We start from the raw sequence: 17,250 nt of genomic DNA on the forward strand, positions 1-17,250 counted from the left end.
AAAAAAATAACAACCTCTCGGTTGTCGTAAGGCAGCCCGGAGGCCGAAAAATTATTCTTGATCCGCAGATCCGTTTTCGTCTTTTTTGATCCGGACGTAGTCGCCGTATATCTCTTCGAGAGCTACGCCTACCTGCTTATGGGATTTGGGTTGCTTAAGTTCGGTTTTCTCGCCTTCGCGAAGCTGTCTCGCTCTGCGGGAAGCCGCTACAACTAAAGAATATTTGCTCCCGACTTTGCCGAGCATCTTGTCAATGGATGGATACAGCATTTCGTTACACCTCTTCTTTTGGACTAAATCGCCGATACAGACTTAATCGCAATCTTTTCTGATTTTACAATGTTCGGCGATAATAATGGATTGTATTCTTTGGCAAGCTAAATCGATTTCGTCGTTCAAAACGGCATAATCGTAATTTTCCAGCAAGCCGATCTCTTGGGCCGCTACAGACATTCGATGATCGATCGTCGCCTGGTTCTCCGTCCCTCGCCCCTGAATGCGCCCTTTGAGCTCATCCAGCGATGGCGGCAGCAAAAACACGAACACGCCTTCAGGGAATTTTTCTTTGACCTTCAGCGCGCCTTGGACTTCGATTTCCAAAATGATGTCCTTGCCGCTTTCGATCGTTTGTTCCACGAAGTCGCGCGGAGTTCCGTAATAATTGCCCACATACTCCGCATGCTCCAGAAGCTGGTCGTGCGCAATCATTTCTTGAAACTGCTCGCGGCTTTTGAAAAAGTAATTAACTCCGTTTTCTTCGCCTAGACGCGGCTGTCTTGTCGTTGCGGAGACCGAATAAACCAGCTCCGGCATACGTTGTCTAAGCTCGGTACACACCGTCCCTTTTCCCACGCCCGATGGTCCCGATAAAACAATAAGCAATCCTTTTGCCATATTTCTCTCCATACTATTCGTCATTGTCCTCATCTTTCGTGGACAAACGATGGGCTACCGTTTCCGGCTGGACAGCCGAAAGAATGACATGATCACTGTCCGTAATGATAACCGCGCGCGTACGGCGGCCGTATGTGGCATCAATGAGCATATGCCGGTCTCTCGCCTCTTGGATGATCCGTTTGATCGGCGCGGATTCCGGACTGACGATCGAAATGATTCGGTTGGCCGATACGATATTTCCGAAGCCGATATTAATCAGTTTAATTCCCATGTTCAGGTAGTTCCCCCTATTTATTTGACTCACCTAGCGCGTCAAAATAATCGTTATTCGAGATTCGCCGCTTGCTCGCGAATTTTCTCCAGTTCCGCTTTCATTTCAACGACCAGGCCTACCAGAGCCAAATGATTGGCTTTAGATCCAATCGTATTGGTTTCCCGGTTCATTTCTTGTATCAAAAAATCCAGTTTGCGCCCGATCGGTTCCTTGGCGTCCAGCAGCTTGCGGCACTGTTCGAAATGGCTTTTCAGCCGGATGAGCTCTTCGTCGATATTGGAGCGATCCGCAAATAGTGCCACTTCCGTCGCAAATCTCTGCTCGTCGTAAGCTCCTTCAAGCAGTTCGGAAAGACGCCCCGAAAGACGGCTGCGATAATCCTTTACGACCTCTGGAGCCAATCTCGTAAGCTCGGCATGAATCGACTCAAGCTTGCCGAGCCGGCTATCCAGATCGGACATTAAATGAAGTCCTTCCTGCTCCCGCATGGCGATGAGTCCAACCAGCGCCTCTTCCAATCCTTCACTGAGAACCCGCTCCCACTCATCCGCGGATGGTCCCAAAGAGGACTGCAGATCCGGAGCGGTTAAAACGTCAGGCAAGGAAAGCAAATCCTTGGCGCTTAAGCGAGCCTCAATTCCATACTCTTTCCCGAGCACTTCGGCGGCCCGGATATAGGCCTCCACTACGGAAGCGTTCAGTACCAACGGAAGGGAGCTTGCTTCGTCTCGTTCCTTGCTGATATATACATCAATCCGTCCCCGTTTGACATGGCGCTGAACCAAACGCCGGAGCCCGTCTTCATAGCAAGTCCACTCTCGCGGCATTCGAAGAACGATTTCGGCATATCGGTGATTGACGGATTTAATCTCGAATTGCACATTGTATCCGCCATAATTCTTGGCGGATCCCCCGTATCCTGTCATACTGTGCGACAAAGGCATCACATCCGTTACCCTATTGTAATTGATTATGTTAAGCGAGACAAGTGGGACAAGTCCTGTTTTGATTTCTCCCGGACATATTCCATTAAAGATACGTTCATCTCATAGAACATGAACGGCGTCATCAGATAAATCCCGTTAAAATGCTCCGTAACCGTATCCAGCAGCTCTTTGGCGATCTCTACCCCCATCGCCCGCCCTTCGGCTCCCTGCAGCCCGTCCATCCGTTTCCGAACCTCCTCGGAAAGCTGGATGCCCGGCACTTCATTATGAAGATACTCGGCATTTTTTCCGCTGGCGAGCGGCATGATCCCGATGAATATCGGAATGTCCAGATGAGCCGTCGCCTCTTTGATCCGCACGACCAGCTCGGGATCGTAGATCGGCTGGGTCATAATGTAGTCGGCGCCGGCCGCGATTTTTTTCTCCAAACGTTCCACCGCTTTATGGAGGTGCTTGACGTTCGGATTAAAGGCGGCTCCGACCACGAAATTCGCCTTTTGCTTGAGAGGTTTGCCCGAAAAGGCAGTGCCGTCGTTAAGCTGTTTGATCATGCGGATGATTTCGAATGATGTCAGATCGTAGACGGAGCTTGCTCCCGGCAAATCGCCAAACCGGGCGGGGTCGCCCGTCACCGCAAGCACGTGGTCGATGCCAAGCGCGTCAAATCCCATCATGTGCGACTGCGTGCCGATAAGGTTCCGGTCGCGGCAGGCAATGTGCACCAGCGGCCGAAGGCCAAGCTCGGTCAAAACCAGATGGCCCAGCGCCATATTGCTCATTCGGGTCACTGCCAGCGAATTATCGGCCATTGTCAGCGCATCGACGCCGGCCGCTTTAAGCGCAGCGGCCCCCTCCATGAACTTGCCGATATCCAGGTCGCGCGGAGGGTCAAGCTCCACGATCACCGTAGGGCGCTGCTTCACAAGCTCGACAATACTTGGCGCGCGTCCCGCGATTTGCCCGCCAGCGGCTTCGTCCGCAGCCGGCTTCAGTTCTTTCAGCAGTACGGATGTGCGCGGCGCCGGCAACGCTTTGCCTTCGGGCAAAGGTTCGGGGACGTAACTCGCCAGCGCCTTTGCCGTTGCGGCGATATGCTCCGGCGTCGTTCCGCAGCACCCGCCGATCAGATGCGCCCCCAGATCGGCAAAGGATACGGCGCATTCGCCAAAATATTCCGGCCGCGCTCCATATACATATTCCCCATCCACATAGTCCGCCAAACCCGCATTCGGAAATACCGAAAGCGGAACGTTCAGCGGGCCTCCCAAGTCCTCCATCACGCTCATGATGCCTTTCGGGCCGGAGTGGCAGTTGAAGCCAAGCACATCGGCTCCTTCGCGGCTAAGGATGGCGAACGCCTCCGGAATCGCAAAGCCGTCCAGCGTCCGGCCGACCTGATCGACCGCAAACTGGCAAATCACCGGGAGATCCGTTAAATGCCGGGCCTGATTCAGGGCAATCCGAATTTCCTCCAGATCGTAAAAAGTCTCGAGCAGCAGCGCGTCCACATTTTCGCTAAGCAGGGCAGCAATTTGCCGTTCAAAGTATTCGTTCAGCTCTTGAATGGTTACGTTGATCCTTTTGCCCCCGCGGATTGAACCGACGGCGCCGGCCACAAAAGCTTGGTCTCCCGCAGCTTTTCTGGCAATTCGCACCGCGGCGCGGTTGATTTCCTCCACCTTGGCTTCAAGGCCATACTTCGCCAGCTTATAATAGTTGGCGGAGAAGGAATTGGTTTCTATCAGCCTTGCTCCCGCGTCGATATAACGGCGGTGCACGTCGCCGATCACTTCAGGATGCAGCAGATTGAATTCTTCGTATGAAATGCCGACCGGGAACCCCAGTTGGTACAAATACGTTCCCATGGCTCCGTCGCCGACCACAACTTCATTTTCCCAGGTTTTTCGCAAATCCGGCTTCATGCTGTATCCTCCTGACTGCCATGTCGGCTGTTTCCGATACCGGGAACGGTTATTCCCGCACGTTGGCTTTTGTTCATATTAATGTATCATAAATCGCTGTGAATGGTAAGGAAATGCTTGTAAAGAAAGCCGGGAACCTGAAATGACAGGTCCCCGGCTTTCAAATCGTTAGGCTGCGTGCCGCAGCAGGCCGTTCAACTTCCGAACTTATGCTTCGATGCTGCCTTTGTAGACCGCTTCCGCAGGTCCGGTCATGTAGACGTGATTGTCTTTTTCGCTCCATTCAATGAAAAGATCCCCGCCTTTAAGCCCGATCCAGGCCGCGCGGTCCGTCAAACCGTTAAGCACGGATGATACCAGCGTGGCGCAAGCGCCCGTCCCGCAGGCCAGCGTAGGTCCGGCGCCGCGTTCCCATACGCGCATTTCCACCCGGTCGCGCCCTTTCACGGTAGCGAATTCCACATTAATCTTACGCGGGAAATACGGATGCACTTCGAGCTTCGGCCCCCAGGTCGTCAAATCGAAATTCGGCGCGTCCTCCACATAGATGACGCAATGAGGATTGCCCATCGAAACGGCGGTGAATTCAAATTCACGGCCCTCAGCTTCAATCGGCCGGCGAAGCACCGGATTTCCTTCAATGGTGGTCGGAACGGTCAGGCCATCCAAGATCGGCTCGCCCATATCGACCCGGACCGTTTTGACGATACCCGACTCAACTTTAAGGGTCACCGGCTGTACGCCGGCACCGAGCGTTTCGATCGTAATGTTCTCTTTATTAATATAGCCGTTATCATAGACATACTTGGATACGCAGCGAATGGCATTGCCGCATTGCTCCGCTTCCGAGCCGTCCGAGTTGATGATCCTCATTTTGAAATCGGCTTTCTCCGAAGGCAGGATGAATACAAGTCCGTCTCCACCCGCACCGAAAAAGCGATCGCACCATTTTATAGCCAGCTCGGAGACATTCTCCGGCAATTCTTGCTCTCCGTAAAAGACAAGGAAATCATTCCCCAGTCCGTGCATTTTCGTGAATTCCACCGTGCTCCACTCCTCCATCGCTTTTCGAAGTCTCCCCGAATGCGGTTCATTCGGATCTGATCCCATTATATCAAGGAATCCGGAAACTGCAGCTTTATGGGTTCAGTCTATATTTTGCCGGGTGGAAAAGCTATTGATTTTATGCACGAATATTTGTACTTTTCACCGGGATCAGCTGCCGGCTTCCGCCTCTGAATTTGCGGCGGCGGTTGCCCGACCAGACGCTGCCCGCGCCGAGCAAGAAGGTCGGAATGCCGGCGGCGACAAGGGTGATGGCCCATTCGCGCGTTCCGAGCGGTACGGTTTTGAAGATCGGCTGAAGCGGTTCGATGTACATAACGGCAAGCAGCAGAGCTATGGACGAAAGCACAGCCATGACGAGATACTTGTTCTGCAAAATATTGCGGTGAAAAATCGATCTTGAGCTTCGGCAGTCAAACACGTGAATCAACTGAGCCATAACCAGCGTCGCGAACGCGACCGATTGCGCTTTGACCAATTGGGCTGCATCATTCGGAGCGTATTGGAGCGTCAGCCAGAAAGCGCCAAGCGTGCACAGCCCGATCAGCAGGCCTCGGCTGATGATTTTCCAGCCCAATCGTCTGGCAAAAATGTTTTCGTTCGCGCCGCGCGGCTTGTGCTCCATCAGATCCTTTTCCGGTTGGTCCACGCCAAGCGCCATGGCCGGCAAACCGTCCGTGACCAGGTTGACCCACAAAATCTGAATCGGGAGCAAAGGCAGCGGCAGTCCGGCCAGCATGGCAAAAAACATCGTTAAAATTTCGCCCACGTTAGAAGCTAGCAAGTAACGGATAAATTTGCGGATATTTTCGTAGATGTTTCTGCCTTCCTCGATGGCCGCCACGATCGAAGTGAAGTTATCGTCGCTTAAGATCAACGAGGATGCTTCCTTGGAAACGTCGGTGCCGGTCATGCCCATCGAAATTCCGATATCGGAGGCTTTGATGGCGGGTGCGTCGTTGACTCCGTCGCCGGTCATGGCCACGACATGCCCGTTTCGCTGCAACGATTTGATGATCCGCAGTTTATGCTCCGGCGACACCCGGGAATAGACGTAGATATTCTCGACCTGACGGTCAAGCTCGTCGTCGCTGAGCGTTTCAAGCTGCTGCCCCGACATGGAGGAGCCGCCTCTATTCAAAATGCCAAGATCGGAGGCTATCGCTTCGGCGGTCAGCTTATGATCGCCCGTAATCATCACGGTCTTGATTCCCGCGCGGCGGCACACCGTGATGGCCTCCCGCGCTTCCCGGCGAGGCGGATCGATCATGCCCGCCAATCCGACGAAAATCAATTGGGATTCGATGCCGTCTTCGCCGCTTTCCGATTCGTTCGGCTTAAGATCCCGGTAGGCGAGTCCGAGAACCCGCAGTGCGCCGCGCGCCATTTCTTCGTTGGCGGCTTGCACCCGCTGCCGGAACGTACCGGTGAACGGCACGACTTTGCCTTCCCATAAAATGTATGAGCACCGCTCCAGAAGCATATCGGGAGCGCCTTTAACCAAAGCCATTTTGCCCCCTTGATGGGATACGACGATCGACATCCGCTTGCGTTTCGAATCGAAAGGAAGTTCCCTTTCCCGAACATACATACCGCTTAATGCCGATGGGGACATACCCATTTTGGAGGCAAGGGTGATGAGCGCGCCCTCGGTCGGGTCCCCTTTTAATTTCCACTGGGAGCCGGAAGCGGCTTCCTCTTTGGCTTTGCGGCGGCCCCTTGTTTCCGGATCTCCCTCTAAAATGACCGCATTGCCGCAAAGCGAACTGATCTGCAGCAGACGGCGCAAGCTTTGATCCTTCCGCAGGTCGATCGGTTTTCCGTGATCGATAATGTTCCCCACCGGCTCGTAGCCTTCCCCGGTGACTTCCAACGGACGGCCTTCCAGCCACAGCCGGGTCACCGTCATCTTGTTCTGCGTCAGGGTGCCGGTTTTATCCGAGCATATGACCGTGGCGCAGCCCAGCGTTTCCACCGAGGGCAGCTTGCGGACAATGGCTTTGCGTTTGATCATACGCTGCACGCCGAGCGCAAGCGCGATCGTAACGATGGCTGGCAGGCCTTCCGGAATAGCGGCAACCGCGAGGCTGACCCCGGCGAAAAACATCCCTTTTACCGGTTGCCCCTGCATGATGCCGACGAGCACGACCATGATGGTGAGCCCAAGCGACAAATAAATCAGAATTTTTCCGAGTTGCTCCAGCCGCCGCTGCAGAGGCGTTTCCTGAACCTCGGTGTTCTGAATCAGGTCGGCGATTTTACCCATCTCGGTATCCATGCCGGTCCGGACCACGACGCCGCATCCGGTCCCGCGAGTAATCATCGTTCCCATAAAACCGAGGTTTTTCTGATCTCCGAGCGGCACTTCGGCATCGCGGATAACATCGGCATGCTTGCCGACGGGAAGGGACTCGCCCGTTAACGCGGACTCCTCCACATCGAGGCTGTTTGTCGCCAGCCAGCGGATATCGGCAGGCACCCGATCGCCGCTCTCCAGCATAACGACATCGCCGGGCACGAGTTCCTTTGCGGGAATATTCCGCACGGTTCCCTGCCTCAGCACGTTGGCATGCGGCGCGGACAGCTGCTTCAGCGCCCGTAGGGACCGTTCCGCGCGGAACTCCTGGACAAAACCGAGAACCCCGTTCAAAATGATAATGGCTATAATCGTAACGGCGTCCAAATATTCGCCGAGAAATCCGGAAATCAGCGTGGCGCCCATCAAAACGAGCATCATGAAATCCTTGAACTGATTCAAGAACAGCAGAATCGGGGAAATTCGTTCTCCTTCCGACAGCTCGTTCCATCCGACTTCCGCCCGTCTTCGCTGCGCTTCGTCTTCGGACAGTCCTTGATTACGCGTCACGCCGAACCGTTCCAGAAGCTCTTCCCCACTCAACTGGTGCCAGTTTTTTTGTTCCATCCTCCCAATTCCCCTTCCGTATTTTGTGCAATTTCAGCGCGAAGGCTTTTCCATCTAGGGTAAATGTATTCTGGCACGTCCCAAATTATCACAGGCATGCTCTTAAGTTTTTGCCCGAAGTATGGCATCATATAGGAAGGCTTCATCCAAAAAGGCTTGATCTTAAAATATTCATCAAAGACAGGAGATATTTATCAATGGCACTCGACGGCATCGTAACCCGGTCCATCGTCCATGAGCTGCAAAGCTGCGTGGGCGGAAGGATCAGTAAAATACATCAGCCCGCCGCAAGCGACATCATCATCAATCTGCGTTCCCATGCGGGCAATCAGCGGCTCCTGCTGTCCGCGAATCCGACTTATCCCCGGGTGCACTTAACCGGGGAGACGTTTCCTAACCCGCTGGAAGCGCCTATGTTCTGCATGCTGCTGCGCAAGCATTGCGAAGGAGGGGTGATTGAGTCCATTGCCCAAGTGGGAATGGAGCGGATCATTCATCTGGATATCCGGCAGCGCGACGAGCTCGGAGACGTATCGCTCAAGCGTATCGTGATCGAACTGATGGGGCGGCACAGCAATATCATCTTGCTGGATCCGGCAACCGGCCTTCAGCTGGACGGCATTCACCACGTCACCCCGTCCATCAGCAGCTACCGGATCGTGATGCCCGGGGCTGCCTATACCTCCCCGCCTGAACAACATAAATTGAATCCTTTGGAAGCGAGTCGCGAACAATTTACGGACGCATACGGGCAAACGCTGGGAGCCGGAGAGGAGAGCGTCTGGCTCGTCGGCGCTTTCAACGGCATCAGCCCTTTGATTGCTGAGGAAATCTATGTACGCGCGGCAGGCTCTGAAGGAGCCGGTCTTTCCCGTGCCGCGCGGCTCTGGAACGCCTTTTCCGAACTGATGGCGCAAATTCGGGAACATCGCTATTCCCCGGTCATCGGCGAGAATGCCAAAGGAAAAAGTCTGTTTTCCGCCGTCGCCTTGACTCAGCTTCAAGGCGGAATCCGCCGTTACGAATCGATCAGCAAATGTATGGAAGATTATTTCGGAGACAAAGCACTGCGGGATACAGTCAAGCAAAAAACGAGCGATTTGCTGCGTTTTCTGCAAAACGAGCGCAATAAAAACATCAAAAAGATATCTAAGCTGAAGGAAGATCTTGCCGAAGCGGAAGACGCCGAGCGTTACCGGATTTGGGGCGAACTGCTGCTGCCGTCCCTTCATTTGATCAGCAAGGGAGATCGGTCCGTCGAACTCGTCAACTATTACGACGAAGAGCAAAAGACGGAAAGTGTCACTCTCGACCCGCTGTTGACTCCTTCGGAAAATGCCCAGCGCTACTTTAAAAAGTACAATAAATTCAAAAACAGCCTTGCCGTCATCGATGAGCAGATGGCCATTGCCAAAGAGGAAATTACTTATCTGGAAGGTCTTTTGCAGCAGTTGAACGACGCAACGCTTAGCGACATCGATGAAATTCGTGATGAATTGACCGGGCAGGGATATTTGCGCGACCGGGGGAAAAAGACCAAAAAGAAGAAAAAGAACGACCGCCCGACGCTTCATGTCTATTCCTCTTCGGAGGGGATCGAGATTTACGTGGGGAAAAACAATCTCCAGAACGAATACGTCACAAACCGGCTCGGCAATCCTAACGATACATGGCTGCATACCAAAGACATTCCCGGATCGCATGTACTGATCCGCAGCGCGGATTTCGGCGAGCCCACATTAAACGAGGCGGCGCAGCTCGCAGCTTATTTCAGCCAGGCCAAAGAATCCAGCAGCGTGCCCGTAGACTGTACCCTGATCCGCCATGTGCGTAAACCAAGCGGAGCCAAACCCGGTTTTGTGATTTATGACCACCAGCGGACTTTGTTTGTCACGCCGGATGAGCAGTTGATCAAAAGCTTGCCTAGCTCCGTCAAGAACAATTAAGCGCAAAAGTACAATGACGGGCTGAACAATAAGGAAGCCCTCGCCGAATGGATTTAACAGATCCACGCGCGAGGGCTTTTTACGTGTTGACTAATTAAATTATGGCAACAAGGTTCAGCTCTTGGAGGCGGCTCCCGCGAGTCTTTCCACGATTTCATAAGGAACGGAGCGGCCGCCAAGATCGCCGTGAAAGACGACCCCTTGGCGAACTCCATGATAATCCGATCCTCCCGTGGAGATCAGCCCATACTGATCCGCCATGGCCAAATATCTTCTCTCTTCCTCAGCCCCGTGGTCGGAATGAAACACCTCAATACCTGCGGGGCGGCCTTGTTCCACGATCGACCGAACCAGATCGTCGTCCCCGTACAGCCCGGGATGGGCCAAAACCGGCGCACCCCCGGCTTCACGAACCCAGAGAATCGCTTCCTCAGGGGCAATCCGCGGCATCGAAGCATAACCTGGCTTGCCTTCAGCCAGGTAGCGGTCAAAGGCGTCCCTCATGTCCGAAGCGGCGCCTTTGCGTACCAGTGCGTCGGCAATATGGGGACGGCCCAGGCTTTCGTCCGGACGAAGCGGTCTGGCCAGCCCGTCCTTTACTTCCTGGAGTGTGATTGAAATGCCCAGCCGCTGCAGATTTTCGATGATCCGTTCATTCCGGGAACCCCGCACTTCACGCAGGTAAACCAGCCGTTCCAGCAGCTGTTCGTCCGCATAGTCGATAAAATACCCCAGCACATGGATATCCTTGCCTCCCGCCCGGGTGCTGATTTCAATTCCCGGTATTACGGCGATGCCCAGGCTTTTTCCCGCTTCCAGCGCTTCCTCCACCCCCGCGACCGTATCGTGGTCCGTAACGGCAAGCCCGGACAATCCTTTTTCTTTGGCCAGCCTAACATTTTCGGCAGGCGCATTCATTCCGTCCGATGCCCGGGAATGCGTATGCAAATCGTAATTCCCGCGACCGAATTCAGCCATGAACTCCATCATCTATATACACCTTCCTTTATAAGTCTGACTTATGCTCGCGCAGAAACGTCAGAAATGTAATCGCCGACACCGGCAGCAGCGTTGATTTTAACCGAATGGAGTAAAATTCGCGTTTAAACGCCGCGTCCTCGATCTCAACGACCTTCAACAAGCCAAGCGCCATTTCATGCTTGACGGAAGAAGGGGATATGATCGTAATACCCAGTCCGGCTTCGACTGCGGATTTAACCGCGCCCGTGCTTCCAAGCTCCATTACGGTTTGAATCCGCCCCGGGTCAATTCCCCGGAGTTGAAAGCTCTCTTCCATGACTTGCCGCGTTCCCGAACCCTTTTCCCTTAAAACAAACGGGAACTCAAGCACCTCTTCGAGCTGCACGGCTTGTTTCTCCGATAACGGGTGTCCAGCAGGTACGATGAGCTTCAATTCATCTTCCATTACCGGCTCCGATACCAAATCGGCATGCTGCACCGGAGCTTCAACCAAGCCGAAATTCAACTGATGGCTGACGATTTCCTCGATGATTTGCGTCGTATTGATCACTTTCATCATTATTGAGATATGCGGGTATTTCTGTCCGAACGGGCCGAGCAGCCGTGGCAATACATATTCGCCGATCGTCAAGCTTGCACCGAACTGCAGTCTGCCTTCCAGCATATGAGTGAAACGAGCCATCGTCTCCTCCGTTTCCCGCATCAATTCCATGCTTCGGCGCGCGAAAGGGAACAAGGCATTTCCGGCTTCCGTCAGCTCTATTCTTTTCGTTGACCTTATCAGCAATTTACTGCCGAAATAATCCTCAAGCGATTGAACCTGCATGGTTACCGCGGGCTGCGTCATGTGCAGCGCAGAAGCGGCTTGCGAGAAGCTCCCGCACTCCGCCACGGTGTAAAAAATTTGCAGCTGGTGGAAATTGATCGCCATGCTCAGCCTCCCCCTCCCCAATCTACAATAGCATGTCCCCCCGCACAAAAAAAGCATGCCCGGACGGGCATGCCGACAAATGAGTCCGCTTCCTGACTGCTATAATTTTTCTATCTGCGTTTGCGGCTGTTTTTCATAAGCGTCATTCTCCGGGAATGCCGAAGCCACGAATAATAGGATTTCAAATCCCGCAGTTCAATGGTTTCGGACATGCGTCCCAGGAAGGTAACGATAATCATGCGGTGCATTGGTCTGCCGGCCAGGTCGTACTCTCCTGGAATTTCCGCAAATTCGGCAACCATAACCAGATCGTCGTCCACCAAATAAACGTCTTCTTCATTCCGGTAATAAGGCGTAATTCGTCCCTGCTTCAAACATTCCCATGCCCAGCCCGCGATATGTTCTACTCCGATATTATCCCGGTTGATCCGGTCCTGATATCTGGCCTTGGCATGGTTCGTAATTACGATATCGGCGACTCTTTTATCACCTAAAAGAATATGGAAAGCCTCGTATGTTCCCCAACGTTCCGTCACCCTATCTCTCATGCCGCACCTCGCCTTAATTAGGTCTTTTTAACTAAGCACTTTTACCTATTATGTTACAACATTCCCTAAATTTCTACAAGGGAAGCGTTGCCAGTTCTCAGTTTAAAAGATAACCATTCCTTAAGACCTAGGTGCAATGGCGCGCAAAAGACTTTTTTTCGTTTTTTGACTAAAAAAACAGCAGCCCGAAGGGCCGCTGTTCACCAGAACCGGATCTGACCGGTTTACTATAGTTCTCCGTAATATCGTGCTTTTTCGGAAACGTCCTTTTTGTAGTCCGTTTTGATTTCCCCTCGATAGGATCGTTCGATCTTCCGTACATAAGACAACTTGCGGATATTTCGCATAATGTCTTCCGCGCGTTCCGTGTTCACGTACATGACAACGTAATGCATCTTGCGGGACAAATAATGCACGCTCCCGTATTTGTCCAAATTTCTGGCTGCCTTTAAATCGCTAACCCAAATAATATAGCCTGTGCGCTCCGGAAACATGTCCTCCCCCTCCCGCTTGTCGCCTCAATTTGTTCTTATCTAACCGCAGCTGCAACTGCCGCCGCTTCCGCATCCGCCTTTGGGATTCGGATCATTGCTCGGCACCTTGATCGTATCCGATACCGCGTAAGCGATCGTTTCCGACATTTGATGCAGGATATCGTCGAGCTCGGTTTCGGCCGCTTTGAACTTGTGAACCGCTTCGAATTGTTCCAACTCCAGCTCCACCGCATGTACTTTATCCTTGGCTTCGTGATAGTTGGGATGGAAGTGGCCAAAACGTTCCGTTTCCCGAAAAAGCTCCTTTTGCGCTTCCAGCTTCTTGACGAGAACCTGAATTTCCGCGTTCTCCTCCACTCGGCGCTTCCAATATAGATAATCGGAAACGGCGGTGGAATTATTTATCATATCGCCCAATTCATAGGCGTATGTCAGCAGTTCGGCCATATCGACCGTGTTATTCCCTGTTACGCTCATGAATATTTCAACTCGTTTCTATTACGAATGTTCTACACAAAGTAGACAAAATTATCATATCATAATCTCCTTCCAAGCAGAAGAGGTTCGGCACAGCCAAGACTTGCTTTCTTTTACCGCTGGGGCTCGGGAACAACCAAACGCATGGCTTGCCAATCCTCCGGCGTTAGCACGATCAGTTCATCGGAAAACGCTTCGCCATGGGCTACGATGTGCCCAGGCTCCGGCACTTTGACCTGCACTTTCCAGTTTGCACCGTCTTCCATCTTGACGGGCAAGCATTCAAGCGTTTCCTCGCCAATCTGGAGTATAAGTTTGGAACTCCATTCAAGGGCTTTGCTGACGATTTGGCGGGCGGTGGAAGCATGATAAGCCCTCAATTCCTTCAGCCAGATCGCCGGAATCTCTCTCAGTCCGGGAAATAGCTGCTCTTCACCGGGCAGCTCTTCGTCGCGGTTATAGAAATCGAGGTCGGTACCGCTGAAAATCCAGCCCCGGCTTTTCGCTTGCGACAAGGGAACGTCCGACTCAGCATGGACGGCCGCCTGCGAAACCCCGGCAAGAAAAGGCTCCGGTGCGGATGCAGCTGCATTGCTGCGTTTTTGCGGAGGCAAATGATTTCCCTCCAGCACTTTACCGATCTCCGCCTCTTGCTCCGGATCAACGATAAAATCAAGCGGGCCGATTCGTTCAATCTTCCCCGTCAAACTGGCCAGCGATGCCACTAAGTCGGCCGCATCAAGGTCCGCGCAGCGCAAGAGCAGCTTTTCGGCGAACACGGTCCGGCCCATTTCCCGCCCCCATTGTTCCAGTGCAAGCCGAACCGAATCCGGAACTCCCGCGGAATGCCGCTCCAGGAATTCCAGAACTTGCGCGGGAATTTTGCCTTGTCGTGAAGCTGCCAGCACGGTCGATCGGCTGATTTTGTAGATGGACATCACGTCCATCGCGATATTTTCGCAGCAGGCCTCAAGCTCAAAACGCACTTTAAAAGACACGTCGGGAGGGACGAGTATCTCGAAATCCGGCTGGATAATCAGCTGTCCCGAAGTCAAAGTTTCCCCCGCATCCTTCGCACCGCCTGTCCATGAATCCGCCAGTCCGTCTCGGCCGATCATCCAACGGAATACCGCATGCCCGTCGGTTCCGGCCATCCCCAGCGCAAGCCAGCCCCAACCGCACAAGACGCCGAGCCAGGCATCAAGCCAAGCGCGTTGTTCCGGCGCGACCTGAGCAGGCATCATTCCTTCCAGCTTCAGGGAATGAAGGAGCTCCGGCACCGAAAACCAGACGCCCTCCAATAAGTCCGGTGAGACGAGGCGGTACACGAAATGCTGGAGGACAACGTCAGCCGGGACATAACGCCGGAGCGCTTGGTACAACAGCTCGCGGTTCATTGCGGAATGACTTAGCGCAAGCCAGTCATCCAGCGCGGCACGATCCAAATGCCATGCCGCTGGCTCCTTCGCAATCATGTCAAGCGACAGGAGCATGTCCAATACAACGGCCAGATGGGGAGAATATACCTCCCGGTGGGGATAATTTAAGGAAAGCCCGGCGACTTCCTCCTCTTTGAGCTGCAGTCTGCTTTCCAGCTTCCCCAGTTCCTTTTGATGGATGGTACCCTTGGCCGTTACCTTAAGACCGTTCCCGTCGATCCAGCAGACCGCACGGAACAAATCAAAGGCAAGTCCGGATCCGGCTTCCTTTTTCAGCATCACGGTCTCGGGATTTTCCGGTTCAAGGGGGCGATAATCCCACAGATGCCTGAACCCGAGAATCCCTGACAAAGGAATGTAATACAGCCTTTCCCCCCAGACCTTCTTGACTGCCGCGAGATAACCTGTCCGCAGGAGCATCGGAACGGCCGCACGGATCTCCGCGCCGCTAACCGGACCGGCAGCGGCCGAATCCATCTGGTCCAGCCGGAACGGCAGCCCCGCAAATTTGCGAAACAGAAGCCGCAGCGCGCACTTCGCCGGTTCGGGCAAAGCCGCTTCCTCCCGTCCGTTTGAAAAAAACGACTGCTCGCCTGCAACGCTCATGCCTCCGATACCTCCTTGTTTTCTTGCTCCAAAAGAGGACCCGTATAAAGCTCCGCTTCCTCCCTTTCCGAAATCATGCTGTACTCATAGCCCTGCTCAACGAGGAACAGTTGTCTTCGAAGCGCAAAGTCCTGCTCCCTCGTATCTTCCGACACCAGCGTGTAGAAATAGGCACGGCTCCCGTCCCGCTTCGGACGCAAAATCCTTCCTAGCCGCTGTGCCTCCTCCTGCCGCGAGCCAAAGCTGCCGGAAATCTGGATCGCCACGGATGCATCCGGCAAATCGACCGCAAAATTGGCAACCTTCGACACCGCCAGAACCGGGAGTCTGCCTTCGCGAAATGCAAGGAACAGTTTCCCTCTCTCCTCCTGGGACATGCTGCCCGTTATCAAAGGAATGCCGGTTTCCGTCGCGATTCTTTTTAGCTGATCCAAATACTGGCCGATGATCAGCACTTGCCGGTTTGCATGCCGCTTTAGAAGCTCGCGGATAATCCCGATCTTCCTGTCATTTTCCGCGGCAATCCGAAATTTCTCCCGGCTCCCGGCCTGCAAATATTTTTCACGCAGCAAAGGTGGCATACACACCCGGATTTCCCGGCAATCCACTTCGGCGATAAACCCGGCTTCTTCGAGTGATCTCCAAGGAACCTCGTAGCATTTAGGTCCGATCAGTGAGAAAACATCCTGCTCGCAGCCGTCTTCCCTTACCAGCGTTGCGGTCAACCCCAGCCGCCTTGTAGCCTGAATATCTGCGGTCGCCCGAAAAATCGGCGCGGGAAGCAGATGCACTTCATCGTAAATGATCAAGCCCCAATCCCGTTCATTAAATAGGCGCATGTGTTTGAACTCGTCCTCTTTTTTCCCGCGATGGGTCAAAATTTGGTACGTTGAGACCGTAACGGGCTTGACCTGTTTTTTCTCTCCGGAATACTCGCCTATTTCATCCGCGGTTAGGGTCGTTTTATCCAGCATTTCGGAGATCCACTGGCGGACGGAGGTAATGTTGGACGTAAGAATAAGCGTTTCGCATTGCAGCTTCTCCATAGCGGCGAGTCCGATGACGGTTTTACCCGCTCCGCAGGGAAGCACAAGCACGCCGCTGCCTCCCTTTCCCTGTTCGCCGTGGAAAGCGTTCGCTCCCTTTGCTTGATACGGCCGAAGCCGGAAAGGATGCCCGCTTTGCGTTTTCGAACGCAGCGCAAAAGACAAGGTTCGTCCGCTGTGATAACCGGCTTCGTCAAGCACTGGATACCCCAGCCGGGCAAGCTCTTGTTTCAATAAACCGCGAAACCCGGCAGGCAGCTTCATGCGAAACCGGTCGTGTTCGTCCCGTTCAAGCCGAAAGCTCTCCAGGCTGCTTTGTTTTTCTAGCGCATCCAGGATCGCGGGATCATCTCTTAGGCATTCCAGCCAGAGCCAGCTCCGTTCATGCTCGGGATAATGCAGCCGAAGCGCGCCGTATCTTCCCATCCACATGCGAATATCGGAGGCAACGCCGCCATGCAGCTCATAGCGGGCCATTCGCTTCAGTCCGGAAATGACTTCGTCCGCGCTTAGCCCTTCGGCAGCCGCGTTCCATAACGAGAGCGGAGTTATCCGGTATGTATGATATAAGGGCGGACTTTTCACGAGTTCGGCGAACCGGGCAAGCTGCCCCCTGGCTTGCTCGAATCCGGCATGGTTTTTCTCGAGCAATACGGTAAAATCCCGCTGGACGATGCAGGCTCCCGCTTCATTCATGTCCCCACCTTCTTTCACGTTTAAGCTGTTGAAGCTATATAAATTGAACCAAAGATTG

Annotated in this window: 15 protein-coding genes; 1 reads left to right on the forward strand and 14 read right to left on the reverse strand. The window is 53.6% G+C overall.

Going from position 1 to position 17,250, the window contains the following annotated elements:
• Nucleotides 1-51: 51 nt before the first annotated feature.
• From rpoZ to ACI48K_RS03575, 7 genes are all read right to left on the reverse strand, one after another.
• Nucleotides 52-270: a DNA-directed RNA polymerase subunit omega gene (gene rpoZ / locus ACI48K_RS03545; protein WP_475026228.1), complete on the reverse strand. Its 219-nt coding sequence runs from the start codon at nucleotides 268-270 to the stop codon at nucleotides 52-54.
• A gap of 42 nt (nucleotides 271-312) precedes the next feature.
• A complete protein-coding gene (gene gmk / locus ACI48K_RS03550) occupies nucleotides 313-894 on the reverse strand; it encodes a guanylate kinase (protein ID WP_475026229.1) in 582 nt (193 codons plus the stop codon).
• A gap of 13 nt (nucleotides 895-907) precedes the next feature.
• Nucleotides 908-1,168 carry an extracellular matrix/biofilm regulator RemA gene (remA, locus tag ACI48K_RS03555; RefSeq protein WP_036621599.1) on the reverse strand — a complete coding sequence of 87 codons (261 nt, stop codon included), beginning with the start codon at nucleotides 1,166-1,168 and terminating at the stop codon, nucleotides 908-910.
• Between the two features lie 53 nt (nucleotides 1,169-1,221).
• Entirely contained in the window at nucleotides 1,222-2,109 is an 888-nt protein-coding gene (locus ACI48K_RS03560) for a YicC/YloC family endoribonuclease (RefSeq protein ID WP_475026230.1), read from the reverse strand.
• A 32-nt stretch (nucleotides 2,110-2,141) separates the two neighbouring features.
• Nucleotides 2,142-4,040, reverse strand: coding sequence for a bifunctional homocysteine S-methyltransferase/methylenetetrahydrofolate reductase (locus ACI48K_RS03565; RefSeq protein ID WP_475026231.1), 1,899 nt, complete (start codon nucleotides 4,038-4,040; stop codon nucleotides 2,142-2,144).
• 207 nt (nucleotides 4,041-4,247) lie between these two features.
• Nucleotides 4,248-5,084: a diaminopimelate epimerase gene (gene dapF / locus ACI48K_RS03570; protein ID WP_475026371.1), complete on the reverse strand. Its 837-nt coding sequence runs from the start codon at nucleotides 5,082-5,084 to the stop codon at nucleotides 4,248-4,250.
• 139 nt (nucleotides 5,085-5,223) lie between these two features.
• Nucleotides 5,224-8,028: a calcium-translocating P-type ATPase, SERCA-type gene (locus ACI48K_RS03575; protein ID WP_475026232.1), complete on the reverse strand. Its 2,805-nt coding sequence runs from the start codon at nucleotides 8,026-8,028 to the stop codon at nucleotides 5,224-5,226.
• 197 nt (nucleotides 8,029-8,225) lie between these two features.
• On the opposite strand from ACI48K_RS03575, the gene ACI48K_RS03580 reads away from it, so the two are divergent.
• Entirely contained in the window at nucleotides 8,226-9,974 is a 1,749-nt protein-coding gene (locus tag ACI48K_RS03580; protein WP_475026233.1) for an Rqc2 family fibronectin-binding protein, read from the forward strand.
• 114 nt (nucleotides 9,975-10,088) lie between these two features.
• On the opposite strand, the gene ACI48K_RS03585 is transcribed toward ACI48K_RS03580, so the two are convergent.
• The 7 genes from ACI48K_RS03585 to ACI48K_RS03615 all read right to left on the reverse strand — a co-directional run bounded on the left by ACI48K_RS03585 (nucleotide 10,089) and on the right by ACI48K_RS03615 (nucleotide 17,192).
• Complete coding sequence (locus ACI48K_RS03585) at nucleotides 10,089-10,964, reverse strand: PHP domain-containing protein (RefSeq protein ID WP_475026235.1); 876 nt, start codon at nucleotides 10,962-10,964, stop codon at nucleotides 10,089-10,091.
• A 16-nt stretch (nucleotides 10,965-10,980) separates the two neighbouring features.
• Nucleotides 10,981-11,886 carry a selenium metabolism-associated LysR family transcriptional regulator gene (locus tag ACI48K_RS03590; RefSeq protein ID WP_475026237.1) on the reverse strand — a complete coding sequence of 302 codons (906 nt, stop codon included), beginning with the start codon at nucleotides 11,884-11,886 and terminating at the stop codon, nucleotides 10,981-10,983.
• Between the two features lie 110 nt (nucleotides 11,887-11,996).
• The gene (locus ACI48K_RS03595; protein ID WP_475026239.1) at nucleotides 11,997-12,434 is read right to left on the reverse strand and encodes a hypothetical protein; all 438 of its coding nucleotides are present in this window, start codon (nucleotides 12,432-12,434) and stop codon (nucleotides 11,997-11,999) included.
• A 227-nt stretch (nucleotides 12,435-12,661) separates the two neighbouring features.
• Entirely contained in the window at nucleotides 12,662-12,928 is a 267-nt protein-coding gene (locus tag ACI48K_RS03600) for a YlbG family protein (RefSeq protein WP_475026240.1), read from the reverse strand.
• 39 nt (nucleotides 12,929-12,967) lie between these two features.
• Nucleotides 12,968-13,405, reverse strand: coding sequence for a YlbF/YmcA family competence regulator (locus ACI48K_RS03605; RefSeq protein ID WP_475026241.1), 438 nt, complete (start codon nucleotides 13,403-13,405; stop codon nucleotides 12,968-12,970).
• A 113-nt stretch (nucleotides 13,406-13,518) separates the two neighbouring features.
• Nucleotides 13,519-15,450, reverse strand: a complete 1,932-nt coding sequence (locus ACI48K_RS03610; RefSeq protein ID WP_475026242.1) for a helicase-associated domain-containing protein — start codon at nucleotides 15,448-15,450, stop codon at nucleotides 13,519-13,521.
• Nucleotides 15,447-17,192 (reverse strand): DNA repair helicase XPB, encoded by a 1,746-nt coding sequence (locus tag ACI48K_RS03615; RefSeq protein WP_475026244.1) that lies wholly within the window; start codon nucleotides 17,190-17,192, stop codon nucleotides 15,447-15,449. The genes ACI48K_RS03610 and ACI48K_RS03615 overlap by 4 nt, the downstream gene beginning before the upstream one ends.
• Between the last annotated feature and the right edge of the window lie 58 nt (nucleotides 17,193-17,250).

It is taken from the genome of Paenibacillus terrisolis (assembly GCF_056171975.1).

What these genes read in the sequence shown, in the direction of transcription:
- ACI48K_RS03615 (WP_475026244.1), bottom strand. Translation starts at nt 17,192, where the DNA reads ATGAATGAAGCGGGAGCCTGCATCGTCCAGCGGGATTTTACCGTATTG.
- ACI48K_RS03600 (WP_475026240.1), bottom strand. Translation starts at nt 12,928, where the DNA reads ATGTTTCCGGAGCGCACAGGCTATATTATTTGGGTTAGCGATTTAAAG.
- ACI48K_RS03610 (WP_475026242.1), bottom strand. Translation starts at nt 15,450, where the DNA reads ATGAGCGTTGCAGGCGAGCAGTCGTTTTTTTCAAACGGACGGGAGGAA.
- remA (WP_036621599.1), bottom strand. Translation starts at nt 1,168, where the DNA reads ATGGGAATTAAACTGATTAATATCGGCTTCGGAAATATCGTATCGGCC.
- ACI48K_RS03580 (WP_475026233.1), top strand. Translation starts at nt 8,226, where the DNA reads ATGGCACTCGACGGCATCGTAACCCGGTCCATCGTCCATGAGCTGCAA.
- ACI48K_RS03585 (WP_475026235.1), bottom strand. Translation starts at nt 10,964, where the DNA reads ATGATGGAGTTCATGGCTGAATTCGGTCGCGGGAATTACGATTTGCAT.
- rpoZ (WP_475026228.1), bottom strand. Translation starts at nt 270, where the DNA reads ATGCTGTATCCATCCATTGACAAGATGCTCGGCAAAGTCGGGAGCAAA.
- ACI48K_RS03565 (WP_475026231.1), bottom strand. Translation starts at nt 4,040, where the DNA reads ATGAAGCCGGATTTGCGAAAAACCTGGGAAAATGAAGTTGTGGTCGGC.
- ACI48K_RS03605 (WP_475026241.1), bottom strand. Translation starts at nt 13,405, where the DNA reads ATGAGCGTAACAGGGAATAACACGGTCGATATGGCCGAACTGCTGACA.
- gmk (WP_475026229.1), bottom strand. Translation starts at nt 894, where the DNA reads ATGGCAAAAGGATTGCTTATTGTTTTATCGGGACCATCGGGCGTGGGA.
- ACI48K_RS03595 (WP_475026239.1), bottom strand. Translation starts at nt 12,434, where the DNA reads ATGAGAGATAGGGTGACGGAACGTTGGGGAACATACGAGGCTTTCCAT.
- ACI48K_RS03590 (WP_475026237.1), bottom strand. Translation starts at nt 11,886, where the DNA reads ATGGCGATCAATTTCCACCAGCTGCAAATTTTTTACACCGTGGCGGAG.
- ACI48K_RS03575 (WP_475026232.1), bottom strand. Translation starts at nt 8,028, where the DNA reads ATGGAACAAAAAAACTGGCACCAGTTGAGTGGGGAAGAGCTTCTGGAA.